The organism is Mycobacteroides sp. H003, assembly GCF_001440135.1.
In the GTDB taxonomy this organism is placed as follows: Bacteria; Actinomycetota; Actinomycetes; order Mycobacteriales; family Mycobacteriaceae; genus Mycobacterium; species Mycobacterium gwanakae.
Genome location: NZ_LJYL01000021.1, coordinates 61,653 through 81,110, shown reverse-complemented (window position 1 = coordinate 81,110; position 19,458 = coordinate 61,653). Strand labels below are relative to the sequence as shown.

The 19,458-nt window shown below is 63.4% G+C and carries 21 protein-coding genes and 1 pseudogene; 7 read left to right on the top strand and 15 right to left on the bottom strand.

Annotated features, from left to right (window positions below; translation table 11 throughout):
* Nucleotides 1-2: 2 nt before the first annotated feature.
* From AOT87_RS15625 to AOT87_RS15605, 5 genes are read right to left on the bottom strand one after another with little or no spacing between them, the layout of a single operon-like run.
* Nucleotides 3-422: a MaoC family dehydratase gene (locus AOT87_RS15625; RefSeq protein ID WP_057965253.1), complete on the bottom strand. Its 420-nt coding sequence runs from the start codon at nt 420-422 to the stop codon at nt 3-5.
* Complete coding sequence (locus AOT87_RS15620) at nt 392-1,342, bottom strand: OB-fold domain-containing protein (RefSeq protein WP_057967089.1); 951 nt, start codon at nt 1,340-1,342, stop codon at nt 392-394. The genes AOT87_RS15625 and AOT87_RS15620 overlap by 31 nt, the downstream gene beginning before the upstream one ends.
* A gap of 28 nt (nt 1,343-1,370) precedes the next feature.
* Entirely contained in the window at nt 1,371-2,534 is a 1,164-nt protein-coding gene (fadE29, locus tag AOT87_RS15615) for an acyl-CoA dehydrogenase FadE29 (protein WP_057967090.1), read from the bottom strand.
* Nucleotides 2,535-2,543: 9 nt separating this feature from the next.
* Entirely contained in the window at nt 2,544-3,605 is a 1,062-nt protein-coding gene (locus AOT87_RS15610) for an acyl-CoA dehydrogenase family protein (protein WP_057967091.1), read from the bottom strand.
* A 23-nt stretch (nt 3,606-3,628) separates the two neighbouring features.
* The gene (locus tag AOT87_RS15605; RefSeq protein ID WP_057967092.1) at nt 3,629-4,888 is read right to left on the bottom strand and encodes a cytochrome P450; all 1,260 of its coding nucleotides are present in this window, start codon (nt 4,886-4,888) and stop codon (nt 3,629-3,631) included.
* Between the two features lie 217 nt (nt 4,889-5,105).
* Here AOT87_RS15605 and AOT87_RS15600 point away from each other — a divergent pair, with 217 nt between their 5' ends.
* Complete coding sequence (locus AOT87_RS15600) at nt 5,106-6,266, top strand: steroid 3-ketoacyl-CoA thiolase (RefSeq protein ID WP_057967093.1); 1,161 nt, start codon at nt 5,106-5,108, stop codon at nt 6,264-6,266.
* A 47-nt stretch (nt 6,267-6,313) separates the two neighbouring features.
* Here AOT87_RS15600 and AOT87_RS15595 read toward each other — a convergent pair whose 3' ends face one another.
* Together AOT87_RS15595 and AOT87_RS15590 are read right to left on the bottom strand one after the other, a co-directional pair.
* Nucleotides 6,314-7,567, bottom strand: coding sequence for a cytochrome P450 (locus AOT87_RS15595; RefSeq protein ID WP_057967094.1), 1,254 nt, complete (start codon nt 7,565-7,567; stop codon nt 6,314-6,316).
* A 115-nt stretch (nt 7,568-7,682) separates the two neighbouring features.
* Nucleotides 7,683-8,069, bottom strand: a complete 387-nt coding sequence (locus AOT87_RS15590; RefSeq protein ID WP_057967095.1) for a hypothetical protein — start codon at nt 8,067-8,069, stop codon at nt 7,683-7,685.
* Between the two features lie 17 nt (nt 8,070-8,086).
* Between AOT87_RS15590 and AOT87_RS15585 the strand changes: the two genes are divergently transcribed.
* Nucleotides 8,087-8,587, top strand: a complete 501-nt coding sequence (locus AOT87_RS15585; protein WP_057967096.1) for a nitroreductase family deazaflavin-dependent oxidoreductase — start codon at nt 8,087-8,089, stop codon at nt 8,585-8,587.
* Here the strand turns inward: AOT87_RS15585 and AOT87_RS15580 are convergent.
* Both AOT87_RS15580 and AOT87_RS15575 read right to left on the bottom strand, forming a co-directional pair.
* On the bottom strand, nt 8,584-9,495 hold the full coding sequence (locus AOT87_RS15580; protein ID WP_057967097.1) for an SDR family oxidoreductase: 912 nt from the start codon (nt 9,493-9,495) through the stop codon (nt 8,584-8,586). The two genes, AOT87_RS15585 and AOT87_RS15580, sit on opposite strands and share 4 nt — an antisense overlap.
* Before the next feature lie 3 nt (nt 9,496-9,498).
* Nucleotides 9,499-10,281 carry an SDR family oxidoreductase gene (locus AOT87_RS15575; protein WP_057967098.1) on the bottom strand — a complete coding sequence of 261 codons (783 nt, stop codon included), beginning with the start codon at nt 10,279-10,281 and terminating at the stop codon, nt 9,499-9,501.
* A 94-nt stretch (nt 10,282-10,375) separates the two neighbouring features.
* Here AOT87_RS15575 and AOT87_RS15570 point away from each other — a divergent pair, with 94 nt between their 5' ends.
* Genes AOT87_RS15570 through ipdC form a run of 4 tightly spaced genes read left to right on the top strand, consistent with a single transcriptional unit; the run spans nt 10,376 to nt 13,834 of the window.
* Nucleotides 10,376-11,146, top strand: a complete 771-nt coding sequence (locus tag AOT87_RS15570; RefSeq protein ID WP_057967099.1) for an enoyl-CoA hydratase family protein — start codon at nt 10,376-10,378, stop codon at nt 11,144-11,146.
* Complete coding sequence (locus AOT87_RS15565) at nt 11,146-12,015, top strand: CoA-transferase (RefSeq protein ID WP_046252445.1); 870 nt, start codon at nt 11,146-11,148, stop codon at nt 12,013-12,015. The genes AOT87_RS15570 and AOT87_RS15565 overlap by 1 nt, the downstream gene beginning before the upstream one ends.
* The gene (locus AOT87_RS15560; protein WP_046252444.1) at nt 12,012-12,761 is read left to right on the top strand and encodes a CoA-transferase; all 750 of its coding nucleotides are present in this window, start codon (nt 12,012-12,014) and stop codon (nt 12,759-12,761) included. Before AOT87_RS15565 ends, AOT87_RS15560 begins: the two co-directional genes overlap by 4 nt.
* Complete coding sequence (ipdC, locus tag AOT87_RS15555) at nt 12,758-13,834, top strand: (3aS,4S,5R,7aS)-5-hydroxy-7a-methyl-1-oxo-octahydro-1H-indene-4-carboxyl-CoA dehydrogenase (RefSeq protein WP_057967100.1); 1,077 nt, start codon at nt 12,758-12,760, stop codon at nt 13,832-13,834. The genes AOT87_RS15560 and ipdC overlap by 4 nt, the downstream gene beginning before the upstream one ends.
* Nucleotides 13,835-13,850: 16 nt before the next feature.
* Here ipdC and AOT87_RS15550 read toward each other — a convergent pair whose 3' ends face one another.
* Nucleotides 13,851-14,750 (bottom strand): DUF559 domain-containing protein, encoded by a 900-nt coding sequence (locus AOT87_RS15550; protein WP_057967101.1) that lies wholly within the window; start codon nt 14,748-14,750, stop codon nt 13,851-13,853.
* 147 nt (nt 14,751-14,897) lie between these two features.
* On the opposite strand from AOT87_RS15550, the gene AOT87_RS15545 reads away from it, so the two are divergent.
* The gene (locus tag AOT87_RS15545) at nt 14,898-15,236 is read left to right on the top strand and encodes a hypothetical protein (RefSeq protein ID WP_057967102.1); all 339 of its coding nucleotides are present in this window, start codon (nt 14,898-14,900) and stop codon (nt 15,234-15,236) included.
* Between the two features lie 92 nt (nt 15,237-15,328).
* Here the strand turns inward: AOT87_RS15545 and AOT87_RS15540 are convergent.
* The 5 genes and pseudogenes from AOT87_RS15540 to ipdE1 all read right to left on the bottom strand — a co-directional run.
* A pseudogene (locus AOT87_RS15540) lies at nt 15,329-15,562 on the bottom strand (hypothetical protein); the annotation flags it as partial.
* A 26-nt stretch (nt 15,563-15,588) separates the two neighbouring features.
* Entirely contained in the window at nt 15,589-16,737 is a 1,149-nt protein-coding gene (gene fadA6, locus AOT87_RS15535; RefSeq protein ID WP_057967103.1) for a steroid 3-ketoacyl-CoA thiolase FadA6, read from the bottom strand.
* Nucleotides 16,738-16,760: 23 nt separating this feature from the next.
* The gene (locus AOT87_RS15530; RefSeq protein WP_164687579.1) at nt 16,761-17,384 is read right to left on the bottom strand and encodes a TetR family transcriptional regulator; all 624 of its coding nucleotides are present in this window, start codon (nt 17,382-17,384) and stop codon (nt 16,761-16,763) included.
* 61 nt (nt 17,385-17,445) lie between these two features.
* Nucleotides 17,446-18,234 (bottom strand): (5R,7aS)-5-hydroxy-7a-methyl-1-oxo-2,3,5,6,7,7a-hexahydro-1H-indene-carboxyl-CoA reductase, encoded by a 789-nt coding sequence (gene ipdF / locus AOT87_RS15525; RefSeq protein WP_057967105.1) that lies wholly within the window; start codon nt 18,232-18,234, stop codon nt 17,446-17,448.
* Nucleotides 18,235-19,377: an acyl-CoA dehydrogenase IpdE1 gene (gene ipdE1, locus AOT87_RS15520; RefSeq protein WP_057967125.1), complete on the bottom strand. Its 1,143-nt coding sequence runs from the start codon at nt 19,375-19,377 to the stop codon at nt 18,235-18,237.
* Nucleotides 19,378-19,458: the final 81 nt, after the last annotated feature.

Below are 19,458 nucleotides of genomic sequence, written 5' to 3'. Positions count from 1 at the left end.
GCTCACGCGCTTGCTCCGATCGTCAGCTTCACCTTGGCGGTGACATGCGCACCCAGGCTGTTGTTGCCCACCACATCCACTTCCACGACACCGTCATCGACGGCGGTCACCTCGCCGGAGAACACCGTGGTGTCGTAGGCGTACCACGGCACACCCAAACGCAACGAAATCGATTTCACCCGAGCCGAAGGTCCGGCCCAGTCGGTGACGAATCGCTCGACCAGACCGGTGTCGGACAGGATGTTGATGAAGATGTCCTTGGACCCCTTCGCCTGCGCCAGGTCACGGTCATGATGCACGTCCTGGAAGTCACGTGTGGCCAGCGCGGTCGACACGATGAACGTCGGAGTGCCCTCAAGTTTCAGCTCGGGCAGCTTCTCGCCAACGGTGGTCACTTTGCCTCCCAGGCATACAGAGTCCATGCCGGGCTCTCCCCCTCGGCGGGGAAGTCCAGATATGTCACCTGAACCGGCAACCCGATCTGAACATCGTCGGGCGATACCCCTCGAAGCTCGCCCAGCATCCGAACACCCTCGTCAAGCTCCACCAGCGCGATCACGAAAGGCAGTGTGCGACCAGGCACCTGAGGGGCGTGATGCACAACGTAGCTGAACACCGTGCCATGCCCACTGGACACCTGGTACTCGATCGGAGCGTCTTTGTCCTGCCACACAGCGGGTACGGGCGGATGCTGCAACGACCCATCGGGCCGCTTCTGCAACCGCAGTTCATGGGCCGCGACACCCTCCCAGAAGTACGCGCTATCCCTCGACCAGGACGGACGCATCAGCTTCGAAGGATCGAGATCATCCGGCACCTCGGCCGACTTCTTAGCGCCCGGCCGGAACTTCATGATGCGCCAGTTCATTTCATTGACGAGCTCATCGCCCACATGCCATTCGGCGTGGATGTTGATGAACCAGCTCTCGCCGAGCGCGGTCTGCTTCGGCCCGAAGACCTCGGTCACCTCATTGGTGGTGGTGACCTGCTCGCCCAGCCGCAGATAGCGGTGATAGATCTGCTCGTAGTTAGTGGCGACCACCGACTGGTAACCCGCCGAATCGAGCAGCTCCATCACCCGGCCCAGCGGGTCGTCTCCCGAGCGCTCGCCGTACAACCCGGCCATGGTCCACACCTGCGCCATCGCGGGCGGCGCGACGACACCGGGATGCCCGGCGGCCTTCGCGGCGTCCTCGTCGACGTAGATCGGGTTGCGGTCCCCCATCGCCTCAACCCAGTTGTTGATCATGGCCTGGTTCACCGGATCGCGCGCCAGACGGGGGGCGCTGGGTCCGGCGGCCTTGATCTCGGCGAAGCCGTCCTGAATATCCACGACGCTCATGATTGTCCGTTCTTCGCGCAAGCCTTCATCACCGCGGCACCCTGGGAGTACCCAGACCAGCCGTCGCGACCATCTCGCGCATCACCTCGTTCACACCGCCACCGAACGTGATCACGAGGTGGCGCTTGGTCTGAGCGTCCAGCCATTCAAGGGTCTCGGCAGTGTTCGCGTCGGCGGGGTCTCCATAGCGCCCCACGACACCCTCACTCAACCGGCCAAGCTTCTGAATCCATTCGGTGGCAAGGATCTTTGTTGCGGCAGCATCGGCCATGCTGATGTCATCACCCGACGAGGCCACCTGCCAGTTGAGCAGCTCGTTGAGGCGCCACACAGCCTTCATCTCGCCCAGAACCCGGCGCACATCCTCATGCGCCAGCGGCGCCACACCGTCGTGTCCCGGCTTGGCGGCCCATTCGTAGACGCGGTCGTACATACCCGCGATCCGGCCGGACGGTCCGAGCGAAACCCGCTCATGGTTCAGCTGAGTGGTGATGAGCTTCCATCCCAAGTTCTCTTCACCCACCAGCATGTCCACCGGAACCCGCACGTCCGAGTAGTAGGTGGCGTTGGTGTGGTGCGCACCATCGTTGGTGATGATCGGGGTCCATGAGTAGCCCGGATCCTTGGTATCGACGATGAGAATCGAGATTCCCTTGTGCTTGGGCGCATCCGAGTCTGTCCTGCAGGCCAACCAGATGTACTGGGCCTGGTGGGCACCGGTGGTGAAGATCTTCTGCCCGTTGACGATGTAGTGATCGCCATCGCGTACCGCGGTGGTACGCAACGACGCCAAGTCTGTCCCGGCTTCCGGTTCGGTATATCCGATGGCGAAATGTATTTCACCCGCGAGGATTCCGGGCAGAAACTTCTTCTTCTGCACCTCGGTGCCGTACTTCTGCAGCGTCGGACCGACGGTTTGCAGCGTCACCAACGGCATCGGCACGTCGGCCCGCATGACCTCGTTCATGAAGATCTGCTGCTCCAGCGGACCGAATCCGTGCCCGCCATACTCCTTAGGCCAGCCCACACCGAGCCAGCCATCCTGACCCATCCGCCGCACCACCGCCTCATAGGACGAGCCGTGGCGGTCGACCATCATCTCGCGCGTCTCATCGGCAGTAACCAGATTCGAAAAGTACTGTCGCAGATCGTTTTGCAACTTCGCCTGTTCCGGCGTGAGATCTATCAGCATCACTGGCTCCTAAACCTGGGCCGCAGCGAGAACGTCGAGGCGCTCGGAGGACCCACCCACCAGACGACTCAGGTCCTTGATGGTCGAGTAGTAGCGGTTCATCGGGTAGGTGATGTCGACGCCCAGACCACCATGCAGGTGATGACAGATCTGCATGACTCGCTGCGCTTCCGCGGCCATCCAGAACGCCACGACGTCCAGATCCTCCGTCGCGTCAAGCCCGGCAGAGAGACGCCATACCGCAGACGTGACACCGAGATTCAGCGTGCGCGAGACCACATACACGTCTGCCAGCTGCTGCGAAACCGCCTGGAAGGTAGCCAGTGGCTTGCCGAACTGCACCCGGTTGGACACGTGATCGGCGGTCAGGCGCAGGGCACCCGAGACCAATCCGTCCGCATAGGAACCGACCGCCGCCAAGGCGAGCTCGTTCACACGCTCAACAGACCCGCCCAACACATCCGAATCGGGTACCGAGGCATCGGCGAAGGTCACCGCGTATTCGGCGGCTTTACTGGCCGTCGGCGTCCGGGTGATCGTCACTCCCGGGGTGTTGGGTGCCACCACAACGACGCCGTTGTCGGTGGTGACAAGTATCCAATTTGCCTCGGCCGCATGTAGAACGCCGATCTTGCGGCCGTTCAACACCAACGAGGAACCTTCGCGCACGGCGGAAACCGAGGGCGACGAAGGCAGCGCGGACCCTGGCTCATCGAGGGCCGCGGTGAGGATCGAACCGGAGCCTACGCCGTCGAGGAATCTGTCCTGTTGCTCGACAGAGGCCAGCTCCACCAGGGGAACCACGCCGAATCCGAGCGTCGCCAGCGCCGGCGTCAAAGCGCCGTGCTTTCCGAGCACCCGCAACGCCACCGACACTTCGGCCAGGCCCAGTCCGTCGCCGCCCAGCCGTTCAGGCAGCGCAAGACTCAGGACCCCATTGGCGGCCAGCGACTGCCACAATCCGTCGTCATATCCAACCTCGGGCACCACACCGATGAACTCCCGATCGGCAAGCACCGCTTCGACCACGTCGGAGACAGCCTGCTGCTCCTCCGCGAAAGCGAAATCCATAGCGTGCGTTTCCTTTTGAATGGCTAGTGCAGAACCGGGCAACCGCTGGCGCCGTTGAAATCAACCTGCCAGTGCTTAATACCGTTGAGCCAGCCGGACTGCAGTCGCTTCGGGTCGCCGGCCGGAGCCAGGTTGGGCATGTGGTCGGCGATGGCGTTGAACATCAGGTTGATGGTCAGCCGCGCCAAGTTCGCGCCGATGCAGAAATGCGCACCGCTGCCACCGAATCCCATGTGCGGATTCGGGTTACGCATGACATTGAAGCTGAACGGATCGTCGAAGACTTCTTCATCGAAGTTGGCCGAGCGGTACATCATGACCACCCGCTGGCCCTTCTTGATCTTCACACCACCAAGCTCGGTGTCCTCCAGCGCAGTGCGCTGGAAAGACGTCACCGGCGTTGCCCAACGGACAATCTCATCAGCCGCCGTCTCCGGACGCTCCTTCTTGTACAACTCCCACTGCTCCGGAAACTGCGTGAAGGCCATCATGCCCTGGGTGATCGAGTTGCGTGAGGTCTCGTTGCCTGCCACCGCGAGCATGATCACGAAGAAGCCGAACTCGTCATCGGAGAGCTTGCCCTCGCCCTCAACCTCGGCGTTGATAAGGGTGGTCACGATGTCCTCGCCGGGATTCTCGGACTTCTGCTTCGCCATCTCCATCGAGTAGGCGAGGATCTCCATCGACGATGCCGCCGGGTCGATGTGCGAGAACTCGGGGTCGTCGTACGAGGTCATCTCGTTCGACCAGTTAAAGAGCTTGCCCCGGTCCTCGATGGGCACCCCGAGCAGACCCGCGATGGCCTGCAACGGCAGCTCGCAGGACACCTGCTCCACGAAGTCACCCGAGCCGGTCGCGGCGGCGGCCTTCGCGATCTGCTGAGCGCGCTCGTTCAGCTCGTCGCGCAGCCGGCCGATCGCCCGGGGCGTGAAACCGCGGGAGATGATCTTGCGCAGCCGGGTGTGATGCGGGGCGTCCATGTTGAGCATCACGTAGCGCTGCAGCTCGATGGCCTCGCGGGTGATGTCATCCTGAAACCGCGGGATGGCGGTGTTTTCCCAGCTGGAGAAGACATCGCTGCGCAGCGACACCTCCTTGACGTCCTTGTGCTTGGAGACGACCCAATACCCGCCGTCATTGAAGCCGCCGACGCCGTCGGGCTGCTCCTGCCACCAAATCGGAGCCGTCTTCCGTAGCTCCTTGAGCTCCTCGATCGGGAGCCGTTCTGCGTAGATCTCCGGGTCGGTGAAGTCGAAACCGGCGGGAAGGCTGGGGTGCACCACGTTGAACTCCTATGGCCTTTCAGGGCGTCATTCAGGGACGATCTTGTTAGAGCATCTAGTGAGAGCTTAGTGAGATACGACACTCTCTAGCCCCATTGAAGCACACGATCAGCGCAGACAAAACGTGGTGGATGGGGGGAGAACACGTTCCCATTGCTTCCAGACTGGAACGTGTTCTACCGTGAAGTCAACGTTCAGAGCGCAAAGGAGCAGCTCCATGGGTAATCCGGTCATCGTCGAAGCGACGCGCAGCGCCATCGGCAAACGTGGTGGATGGCTCGCGGGCCTGCATCCGGCCGAGCTGCTCGGCAGCATCCAAAAGTCGGTGATCACACGCGTAGGTCTGGATCCGAACGAAGTCGAGCAGGTCATCGGCGGCTGTGTCACCCAGTTCGGTGAGCAGGGCGGCCACATCACTCGGCAGGCATGGCTGCACGCGGGGCTGCCCGAAGCCGCCGGTGCCACCACCATCGACTGCCAGTGCGGCAGCGCGCAGCAGGCCAACCACCTCATCGCCGGCCTGATCTACTCCGGCGCCATCGACACCGGCATCGCCTGCGGTATCGAATCGATGAGCCGCGTGCCACTGGGCGCCAACGTCGGCGGCACCGGCATCCCCCGCCCCGCCTCCTGGGATATCGACATGCCCAATCAGTTCGAGGCAGCAGAGCGGATTGCCAAGCGCCGCGGGATCACCCGCGCCGATGTCGACGGCCTCGGAGTGCGCTCGCAGGCACTGGCCAAGCAGGCATGGGCCGAAGGACGATTCGATCGCGAGATCACCGCGCTTGATGCGCCGCAGGTGGACAAGGAAGGCAACCCCACCGGTGAGACCCTGACGGTCAGCCGCGACCAGGGCCTGCGCGACACCACCCTGGAATCTCTGGGCAACCTCAAACCCGTTATGCCGGAGGGTATTCACACAGCCGGTACGTCCTCGCAGATTTCCGACGGTGCGGCTGCGGTATTGCTGATGGACGAGGACAAGGCCCGCTCACTGGGCCTGACGCCGCGCGCCCGCATCGTGTCGCAGGCGCTCGTCGGTGCCGAGCCCTACTACCACCTGGACGGCCCGGTGCAGTCGACGCAGCGCGTGCTGGACCGCGCGGGCATGAAGATCGGCGATATCGACGTCGTCGAAATCAACGAGGCTTTCGCCTCGGTGGTGCTTTCTTGGGCCGCGGTGCACAAGCCGGACTTCGACCGGGTCAACGTCAACGGCGGCGCCATCGCGCTGGGGCACCCCGTCGGCAGCACCGGCAGCCGCCTGATCACCACGGCACTGCACGAGCTGGAACGTACCGACAAGTCAACGGCTTTGATCACCATGTGTGCTGGTGGCGCGCTGTCCACCGGCACCATCATCGAGCGGATCTAGTACCTGCGCGAAGGCCCCCGGCACCTCGGTGTCCGGGGGCCTTTTCGTCAGCTGGCGCGCCCGAACCCGGCCGGGCAGAAGTCAACCTCCCAGTGCTTGACCCCGTTGAGCCATCCGGATCGCAGCCTGTCCGGCTCGCCCGCCGACGCGAGGTCCGGCAGGTGATCGGCGATGGCGTTGAACATCAGGTTGATGGTCATGCGGGCCAGGTTGGACCCGACGCAATGATGTTCGCCATTTCCGCCAAATCCCACATGCGGGTTGGGGTTACGCATGATGTCGAAGGTAAACGGATTCTCGAAGACTTCTTCATCGAAGTTGGCCGAGCGGTACATCATCACCACACGCTGGCCCTTCTTGATCTTCACACCACCAAGCTCGGTGTCCTCCAGCGCAGTGCGCTGGAAAGACGTCACCGGTGTTGCCCAACGGACAATCTCATCAGCCGCCGTCTCCGGACGCTCCTTCTTGTACAACTCCCACTGCTCCGGAAACTGCGTGAAGGCATGCATTCCATGAGTGATGGAGTTGCGGGTCGTCTCATTGCCGGCCACCGCCAAAAGCATGACGAAGAAACCGAACTCGTCATCGGAAAGCTTCTGCCCATCGATATCGGCATTCACCAGGTCGGTACAGATATCCGGGCCGGGCTCCGCGGTCTTGCGTGCCGCGACCTGCATGGCATACATCAACAGCTCGGCGCTGGCGATCGCGCTGTCATCCTCGCCATCGTCGGAACCCACCAGCCTGTTGGACCAGTCGAACAGCTGCTCGCGTTCCTCGAGCGGAGTGCCCAACAAACCGGCGATGGCCTGCAACGGAAGCTCGCAAGCCACTTGTTCCACAAAGTCGCCGTGCTGCAGTCGGGCCGCCGATTTCGCGATGCCCTGCGCGCGGGCATTGAGGTCATCGCGGAGCCGGTTCACCGCGCGCGGCGTGAACCCTCGGCTGATGATGTGCCGCAACCTGCTGTGCCGCGGTGGGTCCATGTTCAGCATGATCAAGCGGGTCGCGTCGATGCGCTCACGCGGCGTGGTGGCCAGATAGCGCGGTATCGCGGTGTTCTGTTCGCTGGAGAATACGTCGCACCGAAGTGAGATCTCTTTGACGTCTTTATGTTTGGACACCACCCAGAAACCGTCATCATCGAATCCGCCGACCCCACGCTCGGTGTGATTCCACCAGATCGGTTCGGTATGCCGCAGTTCGGCGAGCTCGACCTCTGGGATTCCGTGCACAAAAAGATCGGGATCGGTGAAGTCGATACCATCCGGCAAGTGGGGATGTTGGGCCTGTACCACGCTGTACCTCCCGGCCTGTGATGCATTTCACTAATGGCTCTAGTGGCAGTGAAGCACAGAAATCGACCCCGGGACAAGGGTGCGTCGAGGAAAAACCCCAGATCTAGAACGCGTTCTAGGTGCGTGACAGCTTCGGCACGAAGATCGCCCGGATGTGGTGGATCCGCGGATCAGTAGCCGGAATCTTGAACGTCTCGTCCACTTTTGCCACGACGCGCCATCCGGCGACCTTTGCCTTGGTCTCGATGACAAAACTCGCGATGACGTTGTCACCTTCGACACGAAATTGCCGATTGGACGCGGCAGCAATCAGCCGGAACTGCGGTCCGTTATTCAGGCTGCGCCGCAAGTGATCTCCAGAAAAGCCGGTCTTGACACCCTGCTCGATCCGCACACATTCCGGGGCGAACGGCACCGCGTCTGCCTCATGGGTGACGAGGGCTTCGATGTAGGCATTCGCGGCGGCAATACGTACTTCGTCGGAGGCTCCAGGTGTTGACACCCTCGTAGCATAGGGCCATGTCTAATGGTCTTGCCGCGAGCGGCTCCTCCGCGAATGCACCCGCCCAGTTGAACTCGGAGTTGGCCGGAAAGCTGATCAAGTGGATGACCACCGCCAATGTCTGGCTGTATCAGCGGACTGACGGCCGCCTGGGCGGAAAGTGGCGTGTGGGTGCGGCTTTCCCCTGGGGCATACCGGTACTACTGATCACCACCATCGGCCGCAAGACCGGGCAGAAGCGGCTGAGCGCGCTGCTTTACTTACCCGATGGCGACAAGATCGTCCTGGTGGCGTCGCAGGGCGGACGCGATGCCAATCCGGCGTGGTACCTCAATCTGAAGGCGAATTCTGAAGTCACCGTTCAGATAAAGGGCGATATCCGAACCATGACGGCCCGCACCGCGACCGACGAGGAACGCGCGTACTACTGGCCCAAGCTGGTCGAGCTCTACGCCGACTTCGCTAAGTACCAGTCGTACACGACCCGCAAGATTCCCGTCGTCATCCTGGAGCCCTAACCCTGTGAGCCGTAGACCGGAACCGGCGTACGAGCCTTATCGAGCAGGTCGGTGACCACGGGACCCAATTCACTTGGTTCCCAACGCGCACCCTTGTCCACCTGCGGACCGTGCGCCCATCCCTCGGCGACGCGAATGATGCCGGCTTCGACCTCGAACACCTTTCCGGTGACCGCGCGCGACTCCGGGCTGCCCAGCCACACCACCAGCGGCGAGACGTTCTCCGGGGCCATCGCGTCGAATGCACCGTCCTCGGGCTTGGCCATGGTCTCGGCGAACACTGCCTCGGTCATCCGGGTACGCGCGGCCGGAGCGATGGCGTTGACAGTGATGCCATAGCGGCCCATCTCGGCAGCAGCCTGCAGGGTCAAGGTGGCGATACCGGCCTTGGCGGCGGCGTAATTCCCTTGCCCGACACTGCCTTGCAGCCCGGCGGCGGAGCTGGTGTTGATGATGCGGGCATCCACCGCATTGCCGGCCTTGAACTCGTCACGCCAGTACGCGGCGGCATGACGCAGCGGCGCGAAGTGCCCCTTGAGGTGCACACGAATCACCGCGTCCCACTCCTCCTCGCTCATGTTGGCGAGCATCCGGTCGCGCAGAAATCCGGCGTTGTTGACCAGAACATCCAGGCGGCCAAAGGAATTGACGGCCGTGTCGATCAGGTTCTTGGCACCGTTCCAGTCGGCGACATCATCACCATTGGTGACGGCTTCGCCACCGGCAGCCTTGATCTCCTCGACCACTTCCTGAGCGGGGCTGGTGCCAGCCGATCCATCCAGGCCCACACCGATGTCATTGACGACCACCCGGGCGCCTTCGGCCGCGAACGCCAGCGCGTGCGCACGTCCAATACCCCGGCCTGCACCGGTAATGATGACGACCCGACCGTCGAGCAAACCTGGCATGTTCTATTCCTTTTCGCCGTTCTCATTGCTGTTGACATTGGCGGCGTCGAGGAACGCGGGACGCTCCCCTCCACCGTGAACCGTAAGAACCGAACCCGTCACGTAGGAGGACAGGGGTGAGGCAAGAAACGCTGCCGTCCAACCAATCTCGTCCGGATTGGCAAGGCGGCCCAGAGGCACCGTCGCGCCGACGGACGCGATTCCCTCTTCATCGCCATAGTGCATTTCCGAGAGCTCGGTGCGGATCATTCCGGCGGCCAGGGCATTCACCCGCACCTTAGGCGCCCATTCCACAGCGAGGCTCCGAGTCAGGCTCTCGAGCCCGGCCTTGGCGGCGCCGTATGCGGCGGTACCCGGCGAAGGCCGGCTTGCGCTCACGCTGGTGATGTTGACGATGGTGCCGCCCTCGTCCTGCCGCTGCATCACGGCGTTGGCGCGCTGCGAGACGAGCAAGGCGGAGAGCAGATTCAGTTCGATGATCTTGCGATGAAAGTTATGGCTCGCGTCGGCAGTCAGTGCGAAGGGCGCACCACCGGCGTTATTGACGACGGCGTCCAGACGCCCATGTGTGGAAACAACGGTGTTGATGAGCGCATCGACCGACTCTTCATCACGGACATCGCAGGAATGGAATTCGTAAGGGGTCTCACCGGGACGGCGCGCACAGGTGATCACCGTCGCACCGAGCTCGTCGAACACCCGGCTGATCCCGGCACCGACGCCGCGGACACCTCCGGTGACCAGCACGACGCGACCCGCGAGGCCGAGTTCGTAAGGGGTTCGCACGTCACTCCTTGCTGTATTCCTGCTGTTTGTCCTGCGCTTTCGAGCCATGGTAGCGTACCAAGCAAGTGCTTGTTTCGGTACCTTGAGGAGTCTCATGGGCATCATCACCGCGACGGTTGAACCGGGCATCGTGACCGTCACCGTCGACTATCCGAAGGTCAACGCCATCCCCTCGCGCGGATGGTTTGAGCTGGCCGACGCCATCCTGGCGGCGGGCAACGACCCGTCCACCCACGTCGTGATCCTGCGAGCCGAGGGCCGCGGGTTCAACGCGGGCGCCGATATCAAGGAAATGCAGCGCACTCAGGCAGAAGGACAGGGCTTCACCGCCTTGATCGATACCAACCGCGGCTGTTTCGAAGCCTTCAGCGCGGTCTACCGCTGCAAGGTGCCCGTCATCGCCGCTGTCAACGGCTTCTGCCTCGGCGGTGGAATCGGCCTGGTGGGTAACGCCGACGTGATCGTCGCCTCCGACGACGCGGTGTTCAGCGTGCCCGAGGTGGACCGTGGCGCACTCGGCACCGCCACTCATCTGCAGCGCTTGGTTCCCCAGCATGTGATGCGCCGGATGTTCTACACGGCGGCCAAGGTTGACGCAAAAACGTTGCACCACTACGGATCCATCCACGAGGTGGTGCCACGGGAGGATCTCGACGAGGCCGCGCTGCGCGTAGCGCGTGACATCGCCGCCAAGGACACCCGCGTCATCCGCGCCGCCAAGGAAGCCATCAACTTCATCGATCCGCAGGACGTCGAGTCGAGTTACCGCATGGAGCAGGGCTTCACATTCGAGCTCAACCTGGCGGGTGTCGCCGACGAGCATCGCGACGCATTCGTCGAGACCGGAAAGCCGAAGGGAAACTAATGGCAGACAAGACAAGCACTCTCGACGAGGTCGTCTCCGAACTGCGCAGCGGCATGACCATCGGCCTCGGAGGCTGGGGTTCGCGCCGCAAGCCGATGGCCTTCGTGCGCGCGATCTTGCGTTCGGATGTCAAGGATTTGACGGTCGTCACCTACGGCGGACCGGACTTGGGCCTGCTGTGTTCGGCGGGCAAGGTCAAAAAGGCCTACTACGGCTTCGTGTCCCTGGATTCGCCGCCGTTCTATGACCCGTGGTTCGCCAAGGCCCGCACCACCGGCGCGATCGAGTCCCGCGAGATGGACGAGGGCATGGTCAAGTGCGGCCTGGAAGCCGCCGCCGCCCGCCTGCCGTTCCTGCCTATCCGGGCCGGGCTCGGCTCGGACGTCATGAATTTCTGGGGCGACGAGCTCAAGACCGTCACATCCCCGTATGCGGATAACGAGACCCTGGTCGCGATGCCCGCGCTGAATCTGGACGCCGCATTCGTGCACCTGAACCTGGGTGACGCCACCGGCAATGCCGCCTACACCGGCGTGGACCCATACTTCGACGACCTCTACTGCCTGGCAGCCGAGCGCCGCTTCCTGTCTGTGGAGAAGGTGGTCTCCACCGAAGAACTGGTGAAAACCGTTCCTCTGCAGTCGCTTCTGCTGAACCGCATGATGGTGGACAAGGTGGTGGAAGCTCCCGGTGGCGCGCACTTCACCATCGGCGCCGCCGACTACGGCCGCGACGAGAAGTTCCAGCGGCACTACGCCGAGGCCGCCGGGGATCCGGAGACCTGGCAGACCTTCGTCGACACCTACCTGTCCGGTTCCGAAGAGGACTACCAGGCAGCCGTTAAGCGGTTTAAGGAGCAGCAGGCATGAGCGAGGCAACCCGCGCCGAGGTATGCGCCGTGGCGTGCGCCGAGTTGTTCAGGGACGCAGGCGAGATCATGGCCTCCGCGATGTCGACCATGTCCACCGTCGGCGCCCGGCTGGCTCGCCTGACCTTCTCCCCTGATCTGGTGCTCTCCGATGGCGAGGCCGTCCTGATGGCCGAGACACCGGCGATCGGCGGCATCTCGCCGATCGAAGGGTGGATGCCCTTCCGCAAGGTGTTCGATGTCGTGGCCTCCGGCCGCCGGCATGTCGTCATGGGCGCCAATCAGATTGACCGCTACGGCAATCAGAACCTCTCGGCGTTCGGGCCGCTGCAGCACCCGACCCGGCAGATGTTCGGTGTGCGCGGCGCTCCCGGCAACACCATCAATCACGCCACGTCGTATTGGGTGGGCAACCACTCGGCGCGTGTGTTCGGGAACTCTGTCGACATCGTCTCCGGCGTCGGCTACGACAAGGTCGACCCGGCCAACCCGGCGTACAAGTACCTCAATGTGTTCCGGGTGATTTCCAACCTGGGTGTGTTCGATTTCAACGGCCCCAACCACGAGATGCAGGCCCTGTCACTGCACCCCGGGGTCTCGGCCGAGGACGTCGCGTCCAACACCAGCTTCGAGGTGCACGGGCTGGCCGACGCCGGTGAGACCCGCCTGCCCACCGATGAAGAGCTACGGATCATTCGCGAGGTGATCGATCCGAAGTCGTTCCGGGACAAGGAAGTCAAGCAATGAGCGCACCGGTCCTCAAAACAGCACTGACCGAGCTGGTCGGCATCGACCATCCCGTCGTCCAGACCGGCATGGGGTGGGTGGCCGGACCGCGCCTGGTGGCCGCCACCTCCAACGCCGGCGGTCTGGGCATCCTCGCCTCGGCGACCATGACGCTGGAAGAATTGGTCGCGGCAGTCGCGAAGACGAAGTCACTCACCGACAAACCCTTCGGTGTGAACATCCGTGCCGACGCCGGTGATGCCACCGAGCGCATCGATCTGCTGATCCGCGAGAAGGTGAAGGTGGCCTCGTTCGCGCTGGCCCCCAAGCAGGATTTGATCGCCAAGCTGAAAGACAATGGCGTGGTGGTGGTTCCGTCTATCGGAGCGGCCAAGCACGCCAAGAAGGTCGCCGCCTGGGGTGCCGACGCGGTGATCGTCCAGGGTGGTGAGGGCGGCGGACACACCGGTCCGGTAGCAACCACCCTGCTGCTGCCCTCGGTGCTCGATGCGGTGAAGGGCACCGGAATGCCGGTCATCGCAGCCGGTGGATTCTTCGACGGGCGTGGCCTCGCCGCCGCGCTGTCCTACGGTGCGGCCGGTGTCGCCATGGGCACCCGATTCCTGCTGACCTCCGATAGCACCGTGCCGGATGCGGTCAAGGAGCGCTATCTGGCCTCGGCCCTCGACGGCACCGTGGTGTCGACCCGGGTCGACGGCATGCCGCACCGGGTGTTGCGCACCGAGCTGGTCGAGAAGCTCGAAAGCGGTTCGCGGGTACGTGGATTCAGTGCAGCGATCCGGAACGCGGCCAAGTTCAAGAAGATGTCGGGAATGACGTGGCGGTCCATGGTCAAGGACGGCCTGGCGATGCGTCACGGCAAGGAGCTCACCTGGTCTCAGGTGCTCATGGCCGCGAACACCCCGATGCTGCTGAAAGCCGGTCTGGTGGAGGGCAACACCGGCGCCGGTGTTCTCGCCTCCGGTCAGGTCGCGGGCATCCTCGATGACCTGCCCAGCTGCCAAGACCTGATCGACGCGATCGTGACGGAAGCGGTCGCCCATCTGAAGAGTGCGAACGCGGCCATCCTCTAACCGCCGAGTGGGAATCTCACGAGGCAAAACGACCGAAATCCCTCGCCAGATTCCCACTCGACATCGCTGTTCGAAACGCCTCATCGACCCGGGCCACGATCGTGCCGGCTCGATGCCGCAGCATCTCGGATGTCACCCGAATGATGGTCCAGCCCTCTGCGGAGAGTCCGGCTGACCGGTCGACATCGCGGGAGCGCTGGTGCGGATCAGTCCAGTGCTGGGCGCCGTCGAATTCGACTCCGAGTTTGAGGTCCTCCCAACCCATGTCGATCCGCGCGACGAATTCTCCATAGCGCGTGTAGACCCGGATCTGAGTCCGCGGCGTGGGGAATCCCGCCCTTACGAGAAGCAGCCTCGTGCGGGTTTCTTGAGGTGATTCTGCTCCGCCGTCGACCAACTCCAGCGCCCTGCCGAGCGCCACTAGCCCCCTGGCTCCGGGATGCATATCCGCGATCTGAAGAATCTCTGCAGGGCCGACGCCAGTGGCTGCGATCAGGGCGTCCAAGCGTTCAACAGCAGCGTCTAGCGGCAACCAGCGTCCAAGATCGAAGGCCGTGCGTGCCGCCGAGGTGACCGCGAGGCCGTCATTGCTGGCAACCTCGTCTGCCAGCAATGACTCTCGGTGAACCCTCAAACCTCTGGGCGCCTTATGGTTTTGATAGATCAACTCCGCTGGGGCCGAACCATCGACCCACTGCGAGCCGAGAAGCGCCGACGCGGACAAGCCCGCGACCACCCCGCCCCGCCGCGACCATAACCATGCGGCCCGCGCACGCTGTATGGCCGTCACATTCGATCCGCGTGGAACGTAGACGGATGGGTAGAGCTGTTCGTATCGACGACGGATTTCGTGCTCAGTCACAGCCCCAGAAGCAATAGCCTCACCCGAACGAAACGGCCATGGAACCTCCCCCATAGCGGGAGCATGCCACTCACCACTGACAAATCTGAGTGGGAATCTCACGAGGGAAATCGGTCGAAATCCCTCGCCAGATTCCCATTCGGCAGGAATGGGCAAGGATAGGGACAGCGGATTCACAGAATGCGGGAGAATCCTGGAGATATGAGACATCGAACGTTCAGCTTCTCGACAGCTGCGTGTTGTTTGGCCGCAGCCGCCGCCTTCGTGCTGGCACCGGTCGCCGCGGCCGACCCCGACGAACCATTGGCACCCGAGCAACCCATCCACGCACCCTCACAAGGGGCGATGGAGCTACCGACCGACCGGGGTCCGCACCACGTGTTGTTACAAGACCAGAACAAGGGCGGCGCCGACCCGGACGTCCCGTACGGAACCGATCCCTATGTCCCGGACCATGCCAACGACATCGGTGGCGCCGACCCGGATACCCCGTTGGGCACCGACCCTGACGTCCCGTTCGGCACCTGGGCCGGAAACTAGTCGCCCGGTAGAGCAGGCCCCGGTAGGGGTGGCGGCGCCTGCTCCGGCGCCCACGCATCGGATGGCTGCGACCGAATGAAGTCCGCCGCCCCTGGGGTATCGAACATGCCTGTGTTGTCCCGTTTGCTCAACCAATCCCAGGCCTGACCCATCCACATCGGGTCTTGTGGCAGGTCAGACATCTGCGGGTTGAAGGGCAGACTGCCGCCCGGCAATCCGGGAATGCTGCAAACCTCCGGCGGACACGGTTCGGCAGATGCCGGCGCACTGCTTGCGATGACGCCGAGGGCCGCTGCGGCCGTGCCAATCAGGATTCCTGCACGCATCAGTTCAGGCTACGCCCGCGAGGCGCTCAGAGGCGCTCGATGATGGTGACGTTGGCGGTGCCGCCGCCCTCACACATCGTCTGCAGACCGTACTTGCCGCCGGTGCGCTCCAGCTCGTTGAGCATGGTGGCGAACAACTTGGCGCCGGTGGCCCCCAGCGGGTGACCCAGCGCGATTGCGCCGCCGTTGGGGTTGACCTTCTTCAGGTCGACATCCAGCTCCTTGGCCCATGCCAACACCACGGGGGCGAAGGCCTCGTTGATCTCGACAACGTCGATATCGTCCATCGTCAGGCCGGTCTTGGCCAGCGCGTACTTGGTGGCGGGGATGGGGCCGGTCAACATAAACACCGGGTCGTCGCCCCGGGCGCTGATGTGGTGAATACGTGCGCGTGGCTTCAGCCCGTGCGCCTTCACGGCGCTTTCCGAGGCGACCAGCGTCGCGCTACCACCGTCCGAGATCTGGCTGGCCAGCGCTGCCGTGAGCCGGCCCCCATCGACGAGGGTCTTGAGCCCCGCCATCTTCTCCAGCGTGCTCTCGCGCGGACCCTCGTCGACGCGGAAGTCGCCGACCGGGATGATCTCATTGTCGAAGTGTCCGTTGCGGATCGCGGCAAAAGCCCGCTCATGGCTGGAGAGCGCGAACTGCTCCATCTCCTCGCGGCTGATGTCCCACTTCTCGGCGATCATCTCCGCGCCGCGGAACTGGGAGATTTCCTGATCGCCATAGCGGTGCAGCCAGCCTTCGGATTCTGCTGTGGGCGAAGTAAATCCGTACTCCTTGCCGACGATCATCGCGGCAGAGATCGGAATCTGGCTCATGTTCTGGAAGCCACCGGCCACCACCAGGTCCGCGGTACCGGACATAACGGCCTGCGCGGCAAAGGAAATGGCCTGCTGGCTCGATCCGCACTGGCGGTCAACGGTGCAGCCCGGCACCTCTTCCGGGTATCCACCGGCCAGCCACGCGAGGCGTCCGGCATTGCCGGCCTGCCCACCGATGGCGTCCAGGACACCCATGATCACGTCATCGATGGCGTCGGGGTCGACGTCGACGCGGTCGAAGAGCCCCTTGAAGGTGGCTGCACCCAGATCCAGCGGGTGCACCGTGGACAGTGAGCCGTTGCGCTTACCGACAGCGGTACGCACAGCGTCAATGATGTACGCCTCAGACATGGTGAATCTCCTTATTTCCCAGACTAATCGACGGTAATCCCGCCGAGGACTATCGAAAGGTACTGTTCGGCGACTTCCTGCGCCGTGCGCGAACCGCCCGGACGGAACCAGCGCACCGATACCCATGTTGCGTCGCGGATGAACCGGTACACCACTGCCACATCAAGATCGGGACGGAAGTAGCCCTGGGCGATGCCGTCGCGCAGCACTTCGAGCCATAACTCGCGCTGCTCAGTGTTGAGTTCGTTCAGATAGGCGAACCGCTCCTGCGACAGCAACCGAGGTGCTTCCGCCTGGTAGATGGCGACCTGTGCGTGCTTGGTTTCGATCGCGTCGAACGAGGCCAGGAACAGGCCCTTAAGCGTGTCGACGGGATTCAGGTTGGCCGCGGCAATCTCGCGATACCGGGCGAAGAGTCCCTCGAGGAAGTCGCGCAGCAGTTCGTCGACGATCGCCTCTTTGGAATCGAAGTGGTGATAGAGGCTGCCTGACAGAATTCCGGCGGCATCGGCGATGTCGCGCACCGTGGTGGCGCGCAGGCCGCGCTCTGCGAACATGGCGGCCGCAAGGCTCAGCAGTTCGTCACGTCGCGACGGCTGCGATGCACCGCTTGAGCGAAGAGCGTCCGACTCTCGCACTTCTGCCACCTTGTCCACCTCCCTACTGTATCAACCAAGCGCTTGTTTGGTCACCGCTTAATGGCGCATGTCACGCCCGCTGGCTGGACACCGAGATGACCTCACCGGTCAGATAGCTCGAGTAATCGCTGGCCAGGAAGGCGATGGTGGAGGCAATCTCCCACGGCTCGGCGGCGCGACCGAATGCCTCATCGGAGGACAGCTTGTCCAGCAGATCCGAGGACGTCACCTTGTCGAGGAACTTGTGCCGGGCAATGCTCGGGGCTACCGCGTTGATGCGTACGCCATGCTCGACGGCCTCGATGGCGCTGCATCGCGTGAGCGCCATGACGCCGGCCTTGGCCGCGGCGTAATGCGATTGTCCGTACTGCGCGCGCCAGCCCAGCACGCTCGCGTTGTTGACGATGACACCGCCGTGACCGGCCTCGCGGAAGTACCGCAGGGCCGCACGGGTCGCGCGGAACGTGGAGGTCAAGGTGACGTCGAGAACCCGGTCCCACTGCTCATCGGTCATATCGGCGACGGGAGTCTCACCGCCGAGCCCGGCGTTGTTCACCAGTACATCGATACGGCCCAGTGCGGCAACGGATTCGACGATGAGTGCGTTGACGGCCTCGGTAGAGGTGACATCACACACCACTGCGGCCACCTTGCCAAGCCCGAGTGCCGCGAGCTCGTCACGCGTCTCGGTGAGGCGGCGCTCGTGGTAGTCGGAAACGACCACGTCGGCTCCCTCAGCCAGAGCACGGCGCGCGGTCGACGAGCCGATCCCGGTTCCGGCGGCCGCGGTCACGACGACGGCCTTGCCTTTCAGAAGACCGTGTCCGTCAATCTCTTTCGGTGCCTGGGACAAGCTCACTTAGCGCGCCTCTCTGGGTAGTCCGAGCACCCGCTCGGAGATGATGTTGCGTTGGATCTCATTGGAGCCGCCATAAATCGTGTCGGCACGAGAGAAGAGGAATAGACGCTGCCATTCGTCCATCTCGCCGTCATCGGTCAACAGGGTCGACTTTCCGATGATCTCCATCGCCAGCTCGCCCAGATCACGATGCCAGTTGGCCCACAACAGCTTTGACACATTGTCCTGGCCGGGGCGCTCCTCGTCCATGGTGGCCAGCGCGTAGGCCCGCATGGTACGAAGCCCGACATAAGCCTGGGCCAGGCGCTCGCGGATCGCAGGGTCGTCCGCCGAGCCGTTGGACTTGGCCAGTTCGGCAAGCCTCGAAAGCTCACGGGCATAAGTGATCTGGTTACCCAGGGTCGAGACACCACGCTCAAAGGTCAGGGTGCCCATAGCGACCCGCCAGCCATCGCCCGGCTCACCGACCACCAGATCGGCGGCAGTGCGCGCACCGTCGAAGAACACCTCGTTGAACTCCGAGGTGCCGGTCAGCTGGATGATCGGACGGATCTCGACACCTGGCTGATCAAGGGGCACCAGAAGATACGAGAGGCCCTTGTGTCGCGTCGATCCGGGTTCGGTACGCGCGACCACGAAGCACCACTGCGATTGCAGCGCAAGCGAGGTCCACACCTTCTGCCCGTTGATCACCCATTCATCACCGTCAAGCACCGCAGTGGTGGATACGTTCGCAAGGTCTGACCCCGCGCCGGGCTCCGAGTATCCCTGACACCACAGCTCGGTGACATCGCGGATGGCCGGAAGGAAGCGCTGCTGCTGCTCGGGGGTGCCGTAGGCGATGAGTGTCGGTCCGAGCAGCTCCTCGCCCAGGTGATTGACCTTGTGCGGCGCCTCGGCGCGCGCGTACTCCTCATAGAAGATGACGCGCTGGCTCACGGTGGCTCCGCGACCGCCGTGCTCGACCGGCCAGCCCAGGCAGGTCCAGCCCGCGGCAGCCAGGTGACGGTTCCAGGCGAGGCGCTCTTCGAACGCCTCGTGCTCGCTACCCGGGCCGCCCAGGCCCTTCAGCTCGGCGAACTCGCCGACAAGGTTCTCGGCCAGCCATTCCCGGATCTCGGCACGCACCTGATCGTCGGATATCTCCGACAACGGACGCTCGGAAGCCGCTTGGAACTCACCCACACCTGTAGGCTAACCTACCAAGCACTTGCTTGTTATTGG